General features: G+C 69.8%; 14 protein-coding genes. 10 read left to right on the top strand and 4 right to left on the bottom strand.

The genetic code is table 11. The annotated features are described in order from the left end of the window. Positions 1 to 2: 2 nt before the first annotated feature. The 5 genes from ACFVV5_RS07610 (at position 3) to ACFVV5_RS07590 (ending at position 4,227) form a co-directional block, all read left to right on the top strand. Positions 3 to 551, top strand: a complete 549-nt coding sequence (locus ACFVV5_RS07610; protein WP_387241398.1) for a DivIVA domain-containing protein — start codon at positions 3 to 5, stop codon at positions 549 to 551. A gap of 54 nt (positions 552 to 605) precedes the next feature. After that, positions 606 to 1,325, top strand: a complete 720-nt coding sequence (locus tag ACFVV5_RS07605; protein WP_387241395.1) for a lytic transglycosylase domain-containing protein — start codon at positions 606 to 608, stop codon at positions 1,323 to 1,325. A 61-nt stretch (positions 1,326 to 1,386) separates the two neighbouring features. After that, the gene (locus ACFVV5_RS07600) at positions 1,387 to 3,129 is read left to right on the top strand and encodes a cation:proton antiporter (protein ID WP_387241392.1); all 1,743 of its coding nucleotides are present in this window, start codon (positions 1,387 to 1,389) and stop codon (positions 3,127 to 3,129) included. A 37-nt stretch (positions 3,130 to 3,166) separates the two neighbouring features. Further along, entirely contained in the window at positions 3,167 to 3,472 is a 306-nt protein-coding gene (locus tag ACFVV5_RS07595; protein WP_387241389.1) for a hypothetical protein, read from the top strand. Positions 3,473 to 3,501: 29 nt separating this feature from the next. Beyond that, positions 3,502 to 4,227 carry an alpha/beta hydrolase gene (locus ACFVV5_RS07590; protein ID WP_387242349.1) on the top strand — a complete coding sequence of 242 codons (726 nt, stop codon included), beginning with the start codon at positions 3,502 to 3,504 and terminating at the stop codon, positions 4,225 to 4,227. An 8-nt stretch (positions 4,228 to 4,235) separates the two neighbouring features. Here the strand turns inward: ACFVV5_RS07590 and ACFVV5_RS07585 are convergent, their stop codons facing one another. Further along, positions 4,236 to 5,273, bottom strand: coding sequence for an AI-2E family transporter (locus tag ACFVV5_RS07585; RefSeq protein ID WP_387241386.1), 1,038 nt, complete (start codon positions 5,271 to 5,273; stop codon positions 4,236 to 4,238). 23 nt (positions 5,274 to 5,296) lie between these two features. After that, positions 5,297 to 7,900, bottom strand: a complete 2,604-nt coding sequence (locus ACFVV5_RS07580; RefSeq protein WP_387241383.1) for a hypothetical protein — start codon at positions 7,898 to 7,900, stop codon at positions 5,297 to 5,299. A 190-nt stretch (positions 7,901 to 8,090) separates the two neighbouring features. On the opposite strand from ACFVV5_RS07580, the gene ACFVV5_RS07575 reads away from it, so the two are divergent. The 3 genes from ACFVV5_RS07575 to ACFVV5_RS07565 all read left to right on the top strand — a co-directional run bounded on the left by ACFVV5_RS07575 (position 8,091) and on the right by ACFVV5_RS07565 (position 11,774). Continuing rightward, positions 8,091 to 9,944 (top strand): hypothetical protein, encoded by a 1,854-nt coding sequence (locus ACFVV5_RS07575; protein ID WP_387241380.1) that lies wholly within the window; start codon positions 8,091 to 8,093, stop codon positions 9,942 to 9,944. Further along, the gene (locus tag ACFVV5_RS07570) at positions 9,941 to 10,927 is read left to right on the top strand and encodes a co-chaperone YbbN (protein ID WP_387241377.1); all 987 of its coding nucleotides are present in this window, start codon (positions 9,941 to 9,943) and stop codon (positions 10,925 to 10,927) included. The genes ACFVV5_RS07575 and ACFVV5_RS07570 overlap by 4 nt, the downstream gene beginning before the upstream one ends. Positions 10,928 to 10,988: 61 nt before the next feature. Next, positions 10,989 to 11,774 (top strand): SDR family oxidoreductase, encoded by a 786-nt coding sequence (locus ACFVV5_RS07565; protein ID WP_387241374.1) that lies wholly within the window; start codon positions 10,989 to 10,991, stop codon positions 11,772 to 11,774. On the opposite strand, the gene glgB is transcribed toward ACFVV5_RS07565, so the two are convergent. Both glgB and ACFVV5_RS07555 read right to left on the bottom strand, forming a co-directional pair. Continuing rightward, complete coding sequence (gene glgB / locus ACFVV5_RS07560) at positions 11,755 to 13,965, bottom strand: 1,4-alpha-glucan branching protein GlgB (protein ID WP_387241371.1); 2,211 nt, start codon at positions 13,963 to 13,965, stop codon at positions 11,755 to 11,757. The two genes, ACFVV5_RS07565 and glgB, sit on opposite strands and share 20 nt — an antisense overlap. Further along, on the bottom strand, positions 13,965 to 16,019 hold the full coding sequence (locus ACFVV5_RS07555; RefSeq protein WP_387241368.1) for an alpha-1,4-glucan--maltose-1-phosphate maltosyltransferase: 2,055 nt from the start codon (positions 16,017 to 16,019) through the stop codon (positions 13,965 to 13,967). Before ACFVV5_RS07555 ends, glgB begins: the two co-directional genes overlap by 1 nt. A gap of 57 nt (positions 16,020 to 16,076) precedes the next feature. On the opposite strand from ACFVV5_RS07555, the gene glgP reads away from it, so the two are divergent. Both glgP and ACFVV5_RS07545 read left to right on the top strand, forming a co-directional pair. Beyond that, complete coding sequence (glgP, locus tag ACFVV5_RS07550) at positions 16,077 to 18,650, top strand: alpha-glucan family phosphorylase (protein WP_387241365.1); 2,574 nt, start codon at positions 16,077 to 16,079, stop codon at positions 18,648 to 18,650. Continuing rightward, entirely contained in the window at positions 18,650 to 19,585 is a 936-nt protein-coding gene (locus tag ACFVV5_RS07545; RefSeq protein WP_387241362.1) for a S66 peptidase family protein, read from the top strand. The genes glgP and ACFVV5_RS07545 overlap by 1 nt, the downstream gene beginning before the upstream one ends. Positions 19,586 to 19,704 lie beyond the last annotated feature (119 nt).

Raw genomic sequence — 19,704 nt, 5'->3', positions numbered from 1 at the left:
GAGTGAGCACCTTCCCCCATACCCGGAAGTCGAAGCTCGGCTACGACACCGAGCAGGTCGATGAGTTCCTGCAGTCCGCGCGCCGGGCCTACGACGGCGACACTCCGGATGCCCCCGCCCTGACCGCCGCAGACATCCGCCACACGGCGTTCGGCATGGAGAAGGGCGGCTATTCGACGACGCACGTCGACGCAGCCCTGGAACGGCTGGAGGACGCCTTCTCGGCACGCGAGCGCGAAGTGGCGCGCGCGGCCAAAGGCGAGGCCGCCCTGTTCGACGAGGCCCGCACGACGGCGCAGGTCATCCTCAACCGGCTCGACCGCCCGATCGGCAACCGTTTCGACCGCGCGAGCATCTTCACCTACGGCTACAACCGGTCCGATGTGGACCGTTTCGCGGCGCGGCTCACCCGTTATTTTCAGGACGGGAAACCGATGAGCGTCGAAGAGGTCCGCACCGTCACTTTCCGGCCGCAGCGCGGTGGATACAAGGAGATCCAGGTCGATCTGCTCCTCGACGGGGTCACGGATGTGATGCTGGCTGTTCGCTGACAGTGGAGAGCCCGTCTTGGTAGTTCGCCGATTGTTCGTTATGGTTCTGTGATCGTGGGTAGACGAGTAGCAGAGTCAGAGAATGTTGTTCCCCTGACTCCGGCCAACCCGGTCGGCGTCGCGGTCAGGCGACCCCATGTCCGTTCGCGGGCAGCGCTCTGGGGTTTCGCGTTCACGGCGGCCGTCGGTTTCGCCCTGGTGAACGTGGTCGACCCGTACTCCGGCTCGGCCGCCACCCCCGCTTATGCCGACACGGTGCAGACCACGTCACGCTTCGGGAACGCTCCGGTGCAGTCCCTCGAGGCCACCGGTTCGTACACCACGAGCATCACTCGCGAGGCGATCTCGGTGAAGGAGAAGCCCAAGCCGAAGCCCGTTCCGAAGCCCGCGCCCACTCCGACCGACTCGAGCGGAGGCGGCAGCAGCAGCGACAACTCCGGCAGCAGCGCGCCCGCGGCGGGCACGCCCGATCCCGGCTCGGCTCAGGCGGCAGGCTATGCGGCCGTGAAGGCTCGCGGCTGGGGCGACAGCGAGTACAACTGCCTCGTCTCGCTCTGGAACCGCGAATCGGGCTGGAACGTGTACGCGTACAACGCCGGCAGCGGCGCCTACGGCATCCCGCAGGCCCTCCCCGGAAGCAAGATGGCCTCGGCGGGCCCCGACTGGCAGAACAGCGCCTCGACGCAGATCGCCTGGGGCCTCGGCTACATCCAGGGCCGCTACGGGACGCCCTGTGGCGCCTGGAGCCACTCGGAGAGCGCCGGCTGGTACTGATCGCCCCGATCGGCTGACAAGGCGCGTCGTGGCGCGTGAGAGGCCGGGGTAGCGTTGTGCCATGGAGTACGCGCTGATCGGTGTCATCGGGATCATCGTCCTGGTCGCGGTCTCGGCGTTCTCCAAACAGCTCGGTATCGCCTCCCCGCTCGTCCTCGTGGTGGTCGGCGTCGCCATCTCGTTCCTGCCGTTCCTCCCGGCCACGGTCGAGATCCCGCCATGGGTCATCCTGACCGTCGTCCTCCCGCCGCTGCTCTACTCGGCGGCGATCCAGGTGCCGTTGATGGACTTCCGGCGCAATCTGGGCACGATCTCCGCGCTCTCGGTGCTGCTCGTGATCGCGACGGCGCTGATCATCGGGTTCGTTCTGTACGCGATCCTGCCCGACCTCGACCTCGCCGCAGGCATCGCCCTGGGCGCCGTGATCAGCCCGACCGACGCCGTGGCCGCGACGGCGGTCGCCAAACGTCTGGGGCTGCCCACCCGCCTCGTGACCATGCTCGAGGGGGAGAGCCTCGTCAACGACGCGTCCGCCCTGGTGCTGCTGAAGTCGGCGCTCGCGGCGACGGCGGCCACCGTCCACGTCGCTGCCGTCGCGGGACAGTTCGCCCTCTCGGTCGTCGTGGCGATCGCGATCGGTCTCATCGTCGGCGTGGTGACGGTGTATATCCGGTCCCGCCTCGACGACCCGGTGCTGGAGACGGCGATGTCGTTCGCCGTGCCCTTCATCGCCTACATCCCGGCAGAGGAGCTGGGGGCCTCCGGGGTCCTCGCCGTGGTCGTCGCCGGCCTGTACACCGGCCACAACGCCGCTCGCAGGTTCAGCGCCCAGGCGCGCATAGCCGAGCGTCTCAACTGGCGGACGGTGCAGTTCCTCCTGGAGAACGGCGTGTTCCTGGTCATGGGCGTGCAGCTGAAGTCGATCGTCACGGCGGTGGAGACCCATCCGGCCGGCCTCGACCTCTGGGGCTGCCTGCTCCTCGCGCTGATGATCTGCGTGCTGCTGCTCGTCATCCGCGGCCTGTTCATCATCCCGATCGTGCTGCGACTGCGGGCCAACGAGCGCAAGGCCCACCAGTTGGGCGACCGGCTGTCCGACGGCATCGACCGGATGCGCGAGCGTCCGAAACCCAAGACGGACCGTGACAAGCGCCGGTGGTCGCGCGTGACGCGGTATCTGGAGAGGCGTTCGGCCGACATCACCGACATGCAGGACTCGTCGATCGGCTGGCGTGGCGGCGCGGTGCTGACCTGGGCCGGGATGCGCGGAGTGGTGACCCTCGCCGCCGCTCAGACGCTGCCCCGCGACACGCCGTACTCGTACCAGCTGATCCTCATCGCCTTCATCGTCGCGCTCGTCACGCTGCTCGTCCAGGGCGGCACGCTTCCGCTGGTCATCCGGTGGCTCAAAGTCACGGGGTCGGATGCCGCCGCCGACCGCCGCGAGCTCGCCGGCCTCCTCGAGGAGATGAGCGAGGCCGGACTCGCCGTCCTGGAGAAGCCCGACATCGGACTCGCCGAGGGCGAGAAGGTCGACCAGGAGGTGGTGGAGCGCGTCCGGCAGGACACGATGCTCCGCGTGGAGGCCGAGTGGGAGCGGGTGGAGCGCGACACGAACGACCGCACGTCCGCGGGCCCGCACGAGCAGTACCGCGCTCTGCGCTCCGTGGTGCTGGATGCCGAGCGCGAAGCTCTGCTCGAGGCGCGCAGCCGCGGGAACTATCCGTCGCGCATCCTCTCCAAGGCCCAGACCATGCTCGACTTCGACGAGTCGCGCATGGCGCACCGGGAGAAGGACGCGTAGCGCCGGACCCGACCTGTCCGGCGTCTAAACTGGTGAGATGCCGCGCAGTAATCGTCCCCGGGGCCGTCAGAGCCGTGACGCCCGCGACGACGACGAGGCCGACGACCTGACGCGCATGATGACCGGCTGGCGGCGCACCGAAGTTCGGCGCGGCGTCACCTGGAATGTGCAGCCCGTCTCCGCCGTCCAGGCGCAGAAGAGCTACATCTGCCCCGGGTGCGGTCAGGAGATCGTTCCGGGCGTGTCCCACCTGGTCGCCTGGCGAGCAGACGGGGTGATGGGCGACGCGGCCGACATCGCTGCCCGGCGGCACTGGCACCTCCACTGCTGGAAGATCAGCTGAGCAGAAAGAACCCCGTGACCACTGAGCCCATCGAGATCCGCGGCGGCGTCGAGCTTCCGGCCCGGCGCGAAGACATCGAGCTGCACACCCGTGACGGCCTGACCCTCGTCGGCGAGCTCGCGAGCCCGCTCGATCGTCCGCCGGTCGCGACCCTGGTGACGCTCCACCCGCTGCCCACCGGCGGCGGCTTCATGGACTCGCACATCCTGCGCAAGGCTGCCGGGCGCCTGCCCGCTCTGGCCGACATCGCCGTCCTGCGGTTCAACACGCGCGGCACCAAGTCCCCGCGCGGGACCAGCGACGGCGAATTCTCGCACGGCGTGGGGGAGCAGTATGACGTGGAGGCCGCCATGGCGTTCGTCACGGAGCGCGGCCTGCCGCACGCCTGGCTCGTCGGCTGGTCGTTCGGAACGGAGCTCGCCCTCATGTACGGGCGCGGTTACCCGGTCGACGGCGTGATCCTGCTCTCGCCGCCGCTGCATCGCGCCAAGCCCGAGCATCTGGCGGCGTGGGCCGGCGACACCCGCCCGATCGTCGCCCTCATCCCGGAGCACGACGACTACCTGCGACCGGATGCCGCAGAGGAGCGGTTCGCGCCGCTCCCGCAGATCCAGCTCGTCGACGTCGAGGGCGGGAAGCACCTCTGGGTGGGGGAGAACCAGACCCGCCGGGTCCTCGACGAGATCGTCGCCCGCGTCAACCCGTCGGCGCTCCCGCTTCCGACCGAGTGGCCGCCGCCTGCCGCAGCATCCTGAGGCGGCTGCTAGAGCTCGTTCTGCCGGGGGATGACGACCTGCTTGATGATGAGCAGGATCGCCGCGGCGAACGGGATGGCGATCAGCGCGCCCAGGATGCCCAGCAGCGTGCCGCCTGCGAGGGCGGCCACCACCACGAGGGCGCCGGGGACGGAGACGGCGCGGTTCATGATCCTCGGGCTGAGGACGTACGCCTCGACCTGCATGTAGATGAGGTAGTAGATGCCGGCGGCGATAGCCGTCGGGGGCCCGGACAGCAGGCAGACGGCTGTGATGATGACCGAGCCTGTGATCGTTCCGACGAGCGGGATCAGCGAGAAGAAGAACGCGATCGACGCCAGCAGGATCGGAAACTTGGCGCCGATGATGGTGAGGAAGATCGCGCTCAGCACACCGTTGATCAGCGCGAGGGAGACCTGGCCTCCCACATACTTTCCGACTGAGTCGGTGATCTGGTCGCCGAGGTCGGAGACGCGCGCACGCCTGGAGGCGGGGACCAGCTGGTAAGCCGCACGCTTGATGCTCGGCAGCGACGCGGTGAAGTAGATCGTGAGGATGATCACGATGATCGCGCCGAAGACACCGGTGACGATGCCGATGCCGGTCTGGAGCACGGTCGACGTGATGCTGGGGAGGTTCTTCTGCAGCCAGTCGGTGGCGGCAGTGATGTTCTGGTCGTTGATGATGCCGGGGAACTGATGCTGCAGGTCGGTGAACCATTGCTGGGCCTTGCCCGCGTTGACCCAGCTGACGATGGAGTTGACCAACTGCGTCAGCTGGTCGACGGCGACGGGCACGATCGCCCAGATCAGGCCGGCGAAGGCGCCGAGGATGACCACGAGGGTGACGACGAGCGCCGCCCAGCGCGGGAACTTGTGCCGCTCGAGGAACGAGATGAGCGGTTCGATGCCGAGCGCGATGAACAGCGCGGCGCCGACATAGGTGATGATGGTCGCCAGATTGACGACCGAGGTGAGGATCAGAATCCCGACGCCGACGCCCAACGTGCCGATGAGGCCGACTCTGAACGGATTCTGGATCTTCATGCGGCCCCTTCGGCGGTGCGTGGTCAGTTGCTGTCGGCAGACACCTTCTCAGCCTGCTGGAGCACTCCGCGCAGATTCTCGAAGTAGCCGGCGACCGCTTCGCGCTCAATCCTAATCTGGGCCAGGCGTTCTTCTGCGTCGGCGACCAGGCGTTGCGTGCGCTCTTCCGCCTCGGCGACGAGCGCGGCAGCCCGGTCCTCGGCGTCCGTGAGGATCGTCGCGGCCGCCGCCTCGGCGTCTTTTCGCGCCGACTTGACGGTCGCCCGGGCCTCGGCTTCGAAGGTGTCGGCCTCGGTGCGGGCCCGCGTCGTGCGCTTGATGGCCTCCGCGAGCTGCTGGTTGGCCTCGTCGAGGTACTTCTGCGTCTGCGCCACGGCCTCCTGGTGTCGCGCGAGGTAGTCCTTCTCGGCCTCGTCTCGACGGGCCTTGAGCTCGACGTCGAGGTCGATGCGGGCCTGTTCGATCTCGCGGGTCCTGGCGTCGACGGCCTCGAGGGTCTGCGTGCGCAGTGTGGCGAGCTCGGTCTCGAGGGCGGAACGCGCCTGAGTGCTCTCCTGCTCGAACGCGCTGCGGCGATCGGCGAGCTCGGCCTCGAGCCGCGTGCGTGCCTCGGCGGCCTCGCGGGCCAGTTCGGCACGGGCCTCGGCGCTGTCGCGCTCGAGGGCGACACGGGCCTGCTCGGTCTCGTCGGCGAGCGTGACCCGGATCAGCTCCGACTCCTTCTCGAGGGCGACGCGCTGCTGTTCGATGTCGTTGGCGAGGGTGTTCGCCGTCGACTCGCGCTGATCGGCCAGGTCGACCGCAGTGCGCCGCACGTCTTCGGCGAGGGTGCTCCGGGTGTGCTCGACCTCCTCCGCGAGCGCGGATTTGGTCTGCTCGACCTCGGCGGCCAGCGCGGACTGGGTCTGCTCGACATCGGCGGCCAGGGCCGAGCGGGTCGTGGTGACGTCGTTCTCGAGCGCGGATCTGGTCTGCTCGACCTCGGCCGCGAGGGCGGATTTGGTCTGCTCGACCTCGGCCGCGAGGGCGGATTTGGTCTGCTCGACCTCGGCCGCGAGGGCGGATTTGGTCTGCTCGACCTCGGCGGCCAGTTCGGCCTTGGTTCCCTCGACCTCGGCCGTGAGGATGCTGCGCTCGCGTGCGAGCTCGTCGGCCAGCGTGCTGCGCGTGGTGTCGACCTCCGCCGCCAGGTCGGCGCGCAGTTGAGCTGCGTCGGCGTCGAGCTCGCGGCGCTGACGGTCGGCTTCGGCGGCCAGTTCGGCGCGGGTCTGCTCGGCTTCGGCGGCCAGGCTGCTCGCCGTCTGTTCGCGGTCGGCTGCGAGGGCGGCCGCGGTGGCGACCCGCTCGGCCTCGAGGGCGGCGCGGGTCTGCGTGGACTCGTTCTCGAGCGTCGTGCGGGTCTGCAGCACGTCGTCGGCGAGGCGGCTCGTGGTGCGGGCGACCTCGTCGGCCAGCTCGCTCGTGGTGCGGGCGACCTTGTCCGCGAGCTCGCTCGTGGTGCGGGCGACCTCGTCGGCGAGGCCGCTTTCGGTGCTCTCGACCTCGTCGGCCAGCGCGCTCTTGGTGTGAGCGACCTCGTCGGCGAGCGCGCTGCGGGTCTGCTCGACCTCTGCTGCCAGGGAACTCCGGGTCTGCTCGACCTCGACGGCGAGGGCCTTCGTGGTCTGCTCCACCTCGGTCTCGAGTGCGAGCCTGGTGGTCTTCGTCTCGTTGTCGAGGTCGGCGCGGGTCTGGGCGGCCTCGGTGGCGAGTGCGGAGCGCTGACGTTCCACATCGTTGGCCAGGTCGGCGCGAGCCTGGGCGGCCTCTGCGGCGAGCTCGTTGCGGGTGCTGGTCTTCTCGGCCTCGAGCGCATCGGTGGTCTCGGCGACCTTGGTGGCCAGGTCGAGCCTGGTCTGCTCGGCCTCGCGCTCGAAGGCGGCGCGGTCTTCGGCGAAGGCCGCGGCCAGCTCGGCCCGGCGCGTCTCGATCTCGCGGTCGAGCTGTGCGGCCTCTGCGCGCGCCGCCTCCGCCTCGCGTGACGCGACCGCCTTGAGCTCGGCCGCCTCGCGGTCGGCCTCGGCGCGCACGGCTGCGGATTCGCGCTTGCTGGTCGCCCGGAGCTCTGCGGCCTCGGTGGCGACCGCGCCGCGGATGGCCGCCGCTTCACGGAGGGCGTCGGCGACCAGGGTCTCGCGGTCGGAGGTCGCCTTGGCGAGGAGCTCCGTCGACTCGATCTGCGCGTCTTCGAGCGCGGTCGTGGCGCGTGCGCGGGCATCCGCCAGAATGCGCTCGGCCTGCTGAGAGGCGGTGGTCTTGATCTTCTCGACCTCGGCCGAGACGCCGTTGCGGAGCTTCTCGGCGTCGATGTCGGCCTGGGCGATGAGTCGGGTCGACTGCTCTTCCGCCACCCGCAGGGTGTTCTCGAGCTTGGTGCCGAGGCCCGAGAAGGTCGGACTGCCGACCTCTTCGATCTCGGCGTTCAACTCTTCTACGCGCACCTGGAGACGCTTGATCTCCTTGGTGGCGTCGGCGGCCTGGGTGTTCGACTTGATGAGCTCGCGGCGCATCTCCTGGACGGCCTTGTCGACCTCATCCTTGTCGTATCCACGGAAGGCCTGGGTGAAGTTCGATTCGTCGGTGGCCACTGTTGTCTCTCCTGAAGTCTGAAACGGTGAGCAGCCGGGCTGCCAACCGAGGCAATCCTACATTTCAAGCCTGAACAGTGCATCGGCGGGGATTCCGTCCAGGCAATCGTTGGCGGGCTCCCAGAAAGGTCGACTATCGTTGTGTGACTGTGCCTGCCGGTCGGCCCGGGGCAACACAGAAGGAGCTTGTTTGCGTTTCGTATTCGCCATCGTCGCGTTCGTCGTGGCGGCCGTCATGATCGCTGCGGGAATCGCCCAGCGGACGGTCTTCGCACCCCCGTCCCAGGTCGCACTCTCGGCCACGGTGTCCGGCGAACCCCGATACATCGTCATCGACGGTGCGGTCCTCAACGCGCATCCGGGTCAGCAGACCCTCTCGGTGACGGGCGGATCCGACCCCGCCAAGCAGGTCGTGGCCTACGGACGCACCGCCGACGTCCAGGGGTGGCTGGGCGACCAGCCCTACACGCGCCTCGCATACGACGCCGCCACCGGCAGCCTCAAGTCCAAGACGGTCACCGCGTCCGACACCGACGGCACGGACTCGGGCTCGACAGCGACACCGACGCCGACCCCCACAGCGACTCCCTCACCCAGCGCGACCGCGCCGGCCACGACCGCGCCCGGCGCCAATCCGGCCGGCTCGGACCTGTGGCTCGAGGAGTTCGACGGCACAGACGCCAAGCTCACCCGCATGAACGTGCCCGACGGCGTCAGCGTGATCATCGCATCCGACGGCACCAATCCCGCACCGAACGCCGTGCGGGTCGTGTGGCCGCTCGACACCAGCACGCCCTGGGCGGGCCCGCTCATCATCGCCGGACTCGCGCTCCTCGTGGTCGGTCTCGGCCTCTACCTCTGGGGCCTCTACGCCCTCCGCCGATCCCGCGGCCCGCGACGTAAGGGTGGTCCCAAGATGCCGAAGCTCCCGAAAGCACCCAAGTACAAGCCCTCCAAGGCGGTCGAGGCGACCCCCAAGGGCCGACGCTCCAACCGCCGCACGATGATCGCGATTCCCGTCGTGCTCGTCGGCGCATTGGGCCTGACCGGATGCACATCCGAGTTCTGGTCGCAGCCGCAGCCGGCCTCGTCGGCGACCACGGTCAGCCCGATCGCCTCCGACCTGCCGAAGTCCAAAGACGTCATGCCGCCCGCGGTGACCGTCCCGCAGCTCGAGCGCATCATGAAGCGCATCTCGGCCACGGCGACGCAGGCGGACGCCAAGGCCGACGCGAAGCTCCTCGCCCCCCGGTTCACCGGTCCCGCGCTGCAGCTGCGCACGGCCAACTACGCCATCCGTGCGAAGAAGGCCGACGTGAAGGCGCTCCCCGCCATCCCCGCCGGACCGCTCGCCGTGTCGCTGCCGCAGGCGACCGACACCTGGCCCCGCACCGTCACGACCGTCGTCAAGCCCCAACAGGCCAACCAGGCGCCCATCGCGCTCGCGCTCGTGCAGAAGACCCCGCGCGACAACTACCAGGTGCAGTACGCCGTCTCGCTGGAGCCCAAGGCGAAGGTCCCCGACCTGGCGCCGGCGAGCATCGGCGCGGCCGTGGTCCCGCCGGACTCGAAGCTGCTGAAGCTCCCGCCGAAAGACGTGGCGGCCGCCTACGCCGACATCCTCGTGAACGGTGACAAGAGCAAGTACGCGCCGCTGTTCGACGCAACCGGCGACACCCTGCGGGTAGCCGTCGGCCAGGGCTACAAGGCCAAGTCCAAGTCGACCCTCGAGAAGACGGCGTCGCTGGCGTTCTCGCACGCCATCGGCACCGAGCAGCCCATCGCCATGGCGACCAACGACTCCGGCGCCATCGTGTGGGCGAGCATGACCGAGACCGAGGCACTGCGCGTGGTCGAAGCCGGTGCCGAAGTGGGGGCGGGCCCGACCTCGGCAGCGCTCTCCGGCGTCACGTCGTCGAAGACCGGCATCGACACCACCTACGGGTACCAGCTGGCGTTCTCCGTCCCGAAGGCCGGCTCCGACTCCAAGATCACCCTCCTGGGCTTCGCCCAGGGCCTCGTCGCAGCGAAGGAAGCCAAATGAGCCAGATCCCGCCGAACCCGGCCAACCTGCGTGGCGCCGTCGACCTCAGCTCGCTCGTGAACCGCGCCATGACCGCCGGCCAGCCCGCCGCCGCCGGGCCGGGCGCCTCCGAGCCGGGGGAGGGCGGCGCTGCCGTCCCGCTTCCGAGCCTGTACTTCGAAGGCACCGACGCGAACTTCAACGACTTCCTCGACCTGTCGATGACGGTGCCGGTCGTCGTCGACCTGCAAGCCGAATGGGCTGAGCCGAGCAAGCAGCTCTCCGCCGTGCTCGACCGCGTGGTCAAGGACTACGACGGGCGTCTCGTGCTCGTGCGAGTCGACGTCGACGCCAACCCGCAGCTCGCGCAGGCATTCCAGGCGCAGTCCGTCCCCGCCGTGTCCGCCGTCATCGGCGGCCGTCCCGTGCAGCTGTTCGCCGGTGCGATCCCCGAGCAGCAGGTCCGCGACGTGTTCGAGCAGCTGCTCCAGCTCGCGGCGCAGAACGGCGTGACCGGGCGCGCGGTGGTCGAGGGCGCGGCGGCCGACGACGAGCAGGACGCCGAGCCGGCGGAGGCCGCTCCCGAGCCCCTGCCTCCGCACCACGCCGAGGCCTATGAGGCGATCGAGCGCGGCGACTACCAGGCGGCCATCGCCGAGTACAAGACCGCGATCGCCCAGGACCCGCGGGATGCCATGGCGGTCGCGGGGCTCGCGCAGGTCAGCCTGCTCGCGCGACTCGACGGCGCGTCGATGGACGAGATCCGCTCGGCGGCCGCCCAGGGCCCCGACGATCTGGATGCTCAGCTGCTCGTCGCCGACCTCGACCTGTCGGGCGGTCATGTCGAAGACGCCTTCGACCGGCTCCTCACCGTGTTCCCGAATCTCGACGCCGCCGGCAGAGAAGCAGTGCGTTCGCGCATCCTCGACTATTTCGAGATTGTCGGTGTGGACGACCCGCGCGTCGTCAAGGCGCGGGCTAGGCTGGCGTCGCTGCTGTACTGAGCAGGCCCTCACCGGCCGGGCCGGCGGCACTGTTCCCAACCGATCCGCCGGGAGGCCTCGAATGCCGCGCGTTCTCGTCGTCGGTGGCACCGGGCTCGCGGGCCGCGCTGTCACCGCAGCAGCCATCGACCGTGGGCACGACGTCGTCGTGGCGAGCAGGCGCGTTCCCGACGACGACTCCGCGGAATTCGTCCCGGGCGCCGACTACCGGTCGGCCGACCTCGTCTCGGGCGACGGGCTGGAGGAAGTCCTCGACGGAGTCGACGTCCTCGTCGACACGTCCAACGGCGCGGGGCGCGCAGCGAGTCACGTCTTCGCCACCGGGTCGCAGAACCTGCTCCACACGGCGGCCCGGTTCGGTGTGCGGCAGGCCGTGCTGCTGTCGATCGTGAACGTCGATCGCTCGGCGTACCGGTACTACCGGGCGAAGGCCGCGCAGGAGCGCAACTATCAGGACTCCGCCCTGGAGACGCGCATCGTCCGGACAACGCAGTTCCACGAGTTCGTGTCGTCGATCTTCCAGCGCGGCGGCCTCGGGATCATCCCGGCGCCGGCCAAGACCAGCTTCCAGCCGATCGCGGTCACCGATGTCGCGAGCATCCTGATGGACGCCGTCGAAGGGCGGGGCGCCGCGAACGCCACCCGGACCGTCGGCGGTCCGCGCGTGGAGACCTCCCGCGAACTCGCCAAGCAATGGAAGTCGGCGACCGGAGCGCGAGGCTCCATCGTCTCCACCCGCCTCGGCGGAGCGCTGGGGGCGACCTGGCGCGCGGGCGACAACCTCGTTCCGCGCGACGCGATCGACGGCGTCGGCTATTCCGACTGGCTCAGCTCGAGCGTGGTCTGAGCCACAGAGCCCCGAGCGGCGGCAGTGTCAGGGTGGCAGACGCCGGACGGCCCGCCCACGGCTCGTCCACCGCGGTGACGGTTCCGAGGTTTCCGACGCCGGACCCGCCGTATGCCTCCGCGTCGGTGTTGAGGAGCTCGTCCCACTCGCCGGCGAACGGGAGGCCGATCCGGTAGTCGGAGTGCGGATTGCCGGAGAAGTTCAGGAGCACGGCGATCGGGTTGCCGTCGGCGTCCCAGCGGAGGAAGGCGACGACGTTGCCTGCGGCGTCCGAGCCGTCGAGCCACTCGAAGCCGCGGGGGTCGTTGTCGAGGGCCCACAGCGCCGGGGTGTCACGGTAGGTGGCGTTCAGCTGGGCGACGAGGTCCCAGAGTCCGCGGTGCAGGGGCTGGTCGAGGATCCACCAGTCGAGCCCGCGCTCTTCGCTCCACTCGGAGGGCTGACCGAACTCCTGGCCCATGAACAGCAGCTGCTTTCCGGGGTGGGCCCACATGAACGCGAGGAACGCCCGCACGTTCGCGACCTGCTGCCAGTGGTCGCCCGGCATCTTGGACAGCAGCGACCCTTTGCCGTGCACGACCTCGTCGTGGCTGATCGGCAGCAGGAAGTTCTCGCTGAAGGCGTAGACGAACGAGAAGGTGATCTCGCTGTGGTGGTAGCTGCGGTACATCGGGTCTTCCTGGATGTACTGCAGCGCGTCGTGCATCCAGCCCATGTTCCATTTGAAGCCGAAGCCGAGTCCGCCGCTCGAGGTGGGCGCGGTGACCCCGGCCCAGCTGGTGGACTCCTCGGCGATCATCACGGTTCCCGGATTCCGCTTGTACGAGGTGGCCGTGACCTCCTGCAGGAAGCCGATCGCCTCCAGGTTCTCGCGGCCGCCGTGGATGTTCGGCAGCCATTCGCCGTCTTCGCGCGAATAGTCGAGGTAGAGCATCGAGGCGACCGCGTCGACCCGGAGGCCGTCGACGTGGAACTCCTCGAGCCAGTACAGCGCGTTGGCTACCAGGAAGTTGCGGACCTGCGAGTTCCCGAAGTCGAAGACCAGGGTGCCCCAGTCCTTCTGCTCGCCTCGCCGCGGGTCGCCGTGCTCGTAGAGCGGCTGGCCGTCGAAGCGTGCCAGCGCCCACTCGTCTTTGGGGAAATGCCCCGGCACCCAGTCCATGATGACGCCGATGCCGGCCTGGTGGAGCCGGTCGATCAGGTAGCGCAGATCGTCGGGGGAGCCGAAGCGGCTGGTCGGCGCGTAGTACCCGGTGACCTGATAGCCCCACGACCCGCCGAACGGATGCTCGGACAGGGGCAGGAACTCCACATGTGTGTACCCGAGCGCTCCGACGTAGTCGATGAGCTGGTCGGCCGCCTCGCGATACCCGATGCCCGGACGCCAGCTGCCGAGGTGCAGCTCGTAGACGCTCATGGGCCCGTTGTGCGGGTCTCTGGCGCGGCGCTCGCCCATCCAGCCGTCGTCGCCCCAGCCGTACGCGCTGTCGGTGACGACGGATGCCGTGGCCGGCGGCACCTCGGCGGCCCGCGCCATCGGGTCGGCGCGTCGGACCCACTGGCCGTCCTGGCCGAGCAGATCGAACTTGTAGATCGAGCCGACGCCCATGCCGGGGACGAACAGTTCCCAGACGCCGGTCGGCCCCATGTTGCGCATCGAGTGCTGCGTGCCGTCCCAGTCGTTGAAGTCGCCGACCACCCGCGCGGCGCGAGCATGGGGCGCCCACACCGTGAAGGCGGTCCCGGCGACACCGTCGATCTCGCGCACGTGCGCGCCGAGCGCCGCCCAGAGCTGCTCGTGGCGTCCCTCGCCGATCAGGTGCAGGTCGAGCTCGCCGATGGTCGGGGCGAACCGGTACGGGTCTTCCGTCGTCCAGACGCCGCCGTCCGGGTAACGTGCCTCGATCGTGTAGCTGCCGGCCCCGACGATGTCGACGCCCTGCCAGATGCCGTGCGCGACATGGGCGAGTTCGATGTGGGCGCCGGTCGAGAGCACCGCCGCCACGCCGGCGGCCAGCGGCCGGAGCGTGCGGATGACCATGATCCGGTCGGCGATGCCGGGGAGGCTGATCGCGTGTTGGCCGAGCACCGCGTGCGGGTCGTGGTAACTCCCGGTGGCGACCGCGTACAGCAGCGCGTCGTCGAGCTCGGGCAGGTCGACGGCCGCGGCTCCTTCGGGGATCGGGGTCATCAGGAGCCCACCTTCACGCTCAGGATGTGCACGGGCTCGGTGAACGCGTCGAGCCGCACGTAGTCGTCGGCCCCCCACGTCCATTTCGCTCCGGTCACGATGTCTTTGACTTCGAACTGCGCGCCAGGCTGCACACCGAACCGGGTCACGTCGAGGTGCACGACCGTCTCACGCACGGAGTGCGGGTCGACGTTGGCCACCACGATGATCGCGTCCGGTCTGCCGCTGCGCGTGAACTCGCCCGCGAGGTATTTCGAGTAGACGAGCACCGAGTCGTCCTCACTCGAGTGGATCGTGAGGTTGCGCAGCTGGCGCAGCGCCGCGTGTTCGCTGCGCGCACGGTTGAGCATGGTCAGGTAGGGCGCGAGCGACCGGCCGAGGGTCTGCGCCTTCGCGTAGTCCCGGGGGCGGTACTCGTACTTCTCGTTGTCGATGTTCTCCTCGGCGCCGGCGCGAGCCACGTTCTCGTACAACTCGAATCCGGAGTAGACACCCCAGGTCGGCGCTGCGGTGGCCGCGATCGCCGCCCGGATCTTGAACGCCGCCGGCCCGCCGAACTGCAGGTACTCCGTGAGGATGTCGGGCGTGTTCACGAACAGGTTGGGCCGCAGGAAGTCGGCGGTGTCCCCGGCGAGCCCGCTGAGGAACTCCTCGAGCTCCTCCTTCGTGTTGCGCCAGGTGAAGTAGGTGTACGACTGCTGGAAGCCCGCCTTGGCGAGCGTCTGCAGGATGGCCGGCCGGGTGAACGCCTCGGCGAGGAACACGACGTCGGGGTACTCCGCGTTGACCGTGTGGATCAGCCACTCCCAGAACGCGATCGGCTTCGTGTGCGGATTGTCGACGCGGAAGATGCGGACGCCGAGCGAGATCCAGTACCGCACGATCCGCAGCACCTCGGTGCGCAGCCCGATCGGATCGTTGTCGAAGTTGATCGGGTAGATGTCCTGGTACTTCTTCGGCGGGTTCTCCGCGTAGGCGATCGAGCCGTCGGGCAGGGTCGTGAACCACTCCGGATGCTCGGTGACCCACGGGTGATCGGGCGAGGCCTGCAGGGCGAGGTCGAGGGCGACCTCGAGGCCCGCCTGCTTCGCCTTGCCGACGAAGTAGACGAAGTCCTTCTCGGTGCCGAGGTCGGGGTGGATCGCGTCGTGCCCGCCGTCTGGGCCGCCGATCGCCCAGGGCGAGCCGGGGTCGTTCGGTCCGGCGTCGAGCGAGTTGTTCGGTCCCTTGCGGAAGGTGCGCCCGATCGGGTGGATCGGGGGCAGGTAGGCGACGTCGAAGCCCATCGCCGCGATCTCCGGAAGCCGTTTGGCCGCGGTGCGGAAGGTGCCCGACTTCCACGAGCCGTCGGCCAGCTTCTTGGCGCCTTCGGAACGCGGGAAGAACTCGTACCAGCTGCCGACCCCAGCGCGGGTGCGCTCAACGAGCACGCTCCGGGTGGCCGACAGGGTGGGGAGGCTCACCACAGGGCGCGCCCGCAAGATGGCGACGATGCGGTCCTCCGTAGCGGCGGTGAGGCGTTCCTCGGCGGTGCGCTTGGTGTCGCCGACGACCTTGGCGGTCTCGGTGAGGTGGCGGCGCTCCGCCGTGCTGCGGCGCTTGTCACCGGATGCCCGGACGAGGATGTCGTGCCCGATCGTGAACATCAGCTCGACGTCGACCCCGGCCGGAATCTTCAGCTCGGCGTTGTGGTGCCAGGTCGCATACTCGTCGGCGTACGCCTGCACGCGGTAGCGCCAGAGCCCTTCGGCCTCCAGCTGTACCTGCGCCTCCCAGCGGTCGGTGCCCGGGTTGATCGCCCGCATCCGGTGCTCGGTCTGCTCCCCGGAGGGGTCGAGCAGGAGGAGGCCGACGCCGATCAGATCGTGGCCCTCGCGGAAGGCGGTGGCCCGGAAGGGAACGACCTCGCCGCTGAAGGCGGTGGCCGGCCAGCCGCCGTCGTCGACCTGCGGCGAGAGCTCCAGGATCGGGATGCGGCCGAGCAGAGGCGTGTACTCGGGCTCCTCTGCCGGAAGCTCTGCGGGTGGTGTCGTACTCGTTGCGCTCTTTGCCACATCCCGACCGTACACGCATTACCCCGCCGGACAGGAGGCTCCCGTAGGCTGAAGCGCGTGAAGGCCATCCGTAGATTCACTGTCCGTGCCGTGCTCCCCGAGAACCTCGGGGCCCTCGAAGAACTCGCAGGAAACCTGCGCTGGTCGTGGCACGAGCCCACCAGACAACTCTTCGCGCGCATCGCGCCTGAGCTGTGGCAGCAGGTGCGCCACGATCCGATCGCCCTGCTCGGCGCGGTCGACCCCTCCCGTCTGGCCGAGCTCGCGGCCGATCCGGGCTACGTCGAGTGGGCGAACCATCTGCGCGACGACCTGCACGCCTACCTGAGCGAGCCCCGGTGGTATCAGTCGCTCGACGACTCGGCTCCGCACGCCATCGCCTACTTCTCGCCCGAGTTCGGCATCGCGGCCGCACTTCCGCAGTACTCCGGCGGTCTCGGCATCCTCGCCGGGGACCACCTGAAGGCCGCGAGCGACCTCGGCGTGCCACTGGTCGGTGTCGGCCTCTTCTACCGTTCCGGCTACTTCTCGCAGGCGATCACGCCCGACGGCTGGCAGCTGGAGAGCTACCCGGTGCTCGACCCGGACGGGCTCCCGCTGTCCGTGCTGCGCAACCCGGACGGCACCGCGGTGCAGATCACGCTCGCCCTGCCCAACGGGGTGCTCCACGCCCGGGTGTGGCAGGCAGCCGTCGGACGCGTGCGCCTGCTGCTGCTCGACACCGACATCCCCGAGAACGAGGAGCGGCTGCGCTCGGTCACCGACCGGCTCTACGGCGGCGGCGGCGAGCACCGCCTGTTGCAGGAACTGCTGCTCGGCATCGGCGGCGTGCGCGCCGTGAAGGCGTGGACCGACCTCAGCGGCACGCCGTCGCCGGAGGTCTTCCACACCAACGAGGGCCATGCCGGCTTCCTCGGCGTGGAGCGGATCTCCGACCTGATCGGCGAGGGACTCACGTTCGACGAAGCGCTGCAGGTGGTGCGCGCCGCGACCGTCTTCACCACGCACACCCCCGTGCCGGCCGGTATCGACCGGTTCGAGAGCTCGCTCGTGCAGCAGTACTTCTCCACCGACCTCCTGCCGGGTGTCTCCGCCCAGGAGGTGCTGGCTCTCGGCGCTGAGGACTACCCCGGCGGCACGCCGGACGTGTTCAACATGGCGGTCATGGGCCTCCGGCTCGGTCAGCACGCCAACGGCGTGTCCAAACTCCACGGCGACGTCAGCCGCCACATGTTCGCCGGGCTGTATCCGGGATTCGACGCCGACGAGGTGCCGATCGACTCCGTGACCAACGGGGTGCACGCGCCGACGTGGACCGACCCGCTGCTCCGGGCGCTCGCCGACGAGCGGCTGGGCACCGACGACACGACGGCAGCCGACTGGTCCAACAGCGGTGCGGTCAGCAACAGCGACCTCTGGTCGGTGCGCACGCGGATGCGCGAGCAGCTCGTCGGCGACGCCCGCCGCCGCCTGCAGGCGGCCTGGGAGAGCCAGAACCCGGGCGGCGTGGCCCCGGCGTGGATGAACGACCTCCTCGACCCGTCGGTGCTCACGATCGGTTTCGCCCGGCGCGTCCCCACCTACAAGCGGCTCACGCTGATGCTGCACAGCCCCGAGCGGCTGCGGGCGATCCTCCTCAACCCGGAGCGCCCGGTGCAGATCGTGGTCGCCGGCAAGTCGCATCCCGCCGATGAAGAGGGCAAGCGGCTCATCCAGAAGCTCGTGCAGTTCGCGTCCGAGCCGGACATCCGCACCCGCCTGGTCTTCCTGCCCGACTACGACATCGGCATGGCGCAGCTCCTCTATCCCGGAACCGACATCTGGCTGAACAATCCGCTGCGCCCGCTCGAGGCCTGTGGAACCTCCGGCATGAAGGCCGCGCTGAACGGCGCGCTCAACCTGTCGATCCTCGACGGCTGGTGGGCCGAGTACTACGACGGCGAGAACGGCTGGGCCATCCCGTCGGCCGACGCGGCCGGAGACGGAGCCGAGCGCGACGCCCTGGAGGCCGAGGCGCTCTACGACCTCATCGAGAACCAGATCGCCCCGCGGTTCTACGATCGCGACGGCGACGGGATCCCGGAGGCCTGGGTCGCCCAGATCCGTCACACCCTGTCGACCGACTCGCCCGAGCTGAGCGCGGCCCGGATGGTGCGCGAGTACGTGAACCGGCTGTACGTCTCGGCCTGTCGCTTCGAGCGCCGGCTCACCGCCGACGGCTACGCCGCCGCCCGCGGGCTCGCCGCCTGGAAGGGACGCGTGCGCGCGGCCTGGCCCGGCGTGAGCGTCGGTCACGTGGAGTCGGGCGGCGTCGACGCCGTTCCGCAGGTCGGCGACGAACTGCACGTGCGCGCCCTCGTCCACCTCAACGGCCTCACGCCCGACGACGTCGAGGTGCAGGTCGTGTTCGGGCGCAGCCACGAGGGCGATCAGCTCACCGATGTGCGCTACAGCGCCCTCGAGGTGGACCGGAACGCGCCCGGCACGCACGACGCGTCGGCCGCCTACGAATACTGGGGGACGGTGGAGCTCGCCTGGGCCGGCGCCTTCGGCTACACGGTGCGCGTGGTCCCCAAGAACGACCTGCTGATCAGCCCGGCCGAGCTGGGACTGGTGGCGGTGGCGTCGTAGTGCGCTACCCGCGGCCGCTCGCCCCGGGCGACACGATCGGGGTGACGGCGACCTCCAGCGGTGTCGAGCCCGATTTCGAGACCAGGCTCGACGACGCGGTCCGGATGCTCCGCAGAAGCGGCTACGACGTCGTGCTCGGCGACTGCCTGCGCGGCGGCTCCCATGTGAGCGCTCCGGCGGTGGACCGAGCGGCGGAACTGATGCGGATGCTCCTCGATCCGGGCATCCGGGCCGTGGTGCCGCCGTGGGGTGGCGAGACGGGGATCGACCTGCTGCCGCTGCTGGACTTCGACGCGCTCGCGGCGGCGGAGCCCACGTGGTTCGCGGGCTACTCGGACACGTCGACGCTGCTGACCCCTCTCACGCTCCTGACGGGCGCGGCGACGCTGCACGGCGCCAACCTGATGGAGCTGGCGGCGTCGCGTCCGCCCGAGTTCGCGTCGTGGCCGGACATCGCCTCGCTGGGTGCGGGCGCCGTGGTGCGCCAGACCTCGCCGACCCGGGGGTGGAAGCGCCTCGACGGTGGCGAAGGGGACCTCGACGTGAGCGGCCGGATGATCGGCGGCTGCATCGAGACCCTCGCCCACGTGGCGGGCACGCCGTTCGGCCGCACCTCGACGCTCGGGCCGGCGATCGTGTACGTGGAGGCCTGCGAAGACGGTGCGTACTCGATCTGCCGCAGCCTCCACGGAATGCGGCTGGCCGGGTTCTTCGACACGGCGGTCGCCGTGCTCGTCGGCCGGACCAGCGCTCCGGACTCGCCGACCCTGACGCAGAGCGAGGCCGTACTGGATGCGCTCGGGATGCTCGGGGTGCCGATCGTCTCCGAGGTGGAGGTCGGGCACGTCGCTCCGCAGCTGACGCTGGTCAACGGGTCGCTCGGCCGGCTGGTCTGGAGCGACGGCGACCGGTTCCTCGAGCAGACGCTCGCCTGAGCGCGCGGCTCCCCGGCCGTCCCGCCGGCGTCCCGCCCGCGATCGAGTCCTGAGTTGGTGGGTCGAGCCGGCGCGGTTCGACCCACCAACACACGACGCGGGCGCGGGGCGGGGCGGGC

It is taken from the genome of Leifsonia sp. NPDC058248, from assembly GCF_042881905.1.
GTDB lineage: Bacteria > Actinomycetota > Actinomycetes > Actinomycetales > Microbacteriaceae > Leifsonia.
Note: the sequence above shows the minus strand (reverse complement) of the source record. Positions and strands in the feature narration are given on the sequence as shown.

Bases quoted from the DNA above. Each gene is read 5' to 3' on its own strand.
- glgB (WP_387241371.1), bottom strand. From the start codon at position 13,965: ATGACCCCGATCCCCGAAGGAGCCGCGGCCGTCGACCTGCCCGAGCTC.
- ACFVV5_RS07570 (WP_387241377.1), top strand. From the start codon at position 9,941: ATGAGCCAGATCCCGCCGAACCCGGCCAACCTGCGTGGCGCCGTCGAC.
- ACFVV5_RS07595 (WP_387241389.1), top strand. From the start codon at position 3,167: ATGCCGCGCAGTAATCGTCCCCGGGGCCGTCAGAGCCGTGACGCCCGC.
- ACFVV5_RS07565 (WP_387241374.1), top strand. From the start codon at position 10,989: ATGCCGCGCGTTCTCGTCGTCGGTGGCACCGGGCTCGCGGGCCGCGCT.
- ACFVV5_RS07600 (WP_387241392.1), top strand. From the start codon at position 1,387: ATGGAGTACGCGCTGATCGGTGTCATCGGGATCATCGTCCTGGTCGCG.
- ACFVV5_RS07585 (WP_387241386.1), bottom strand. From the start codon at position 5,273: ATGAAGATCCAGAATCCGTTCAGAGTCGGCCTCATCGGCACGTTGGGC.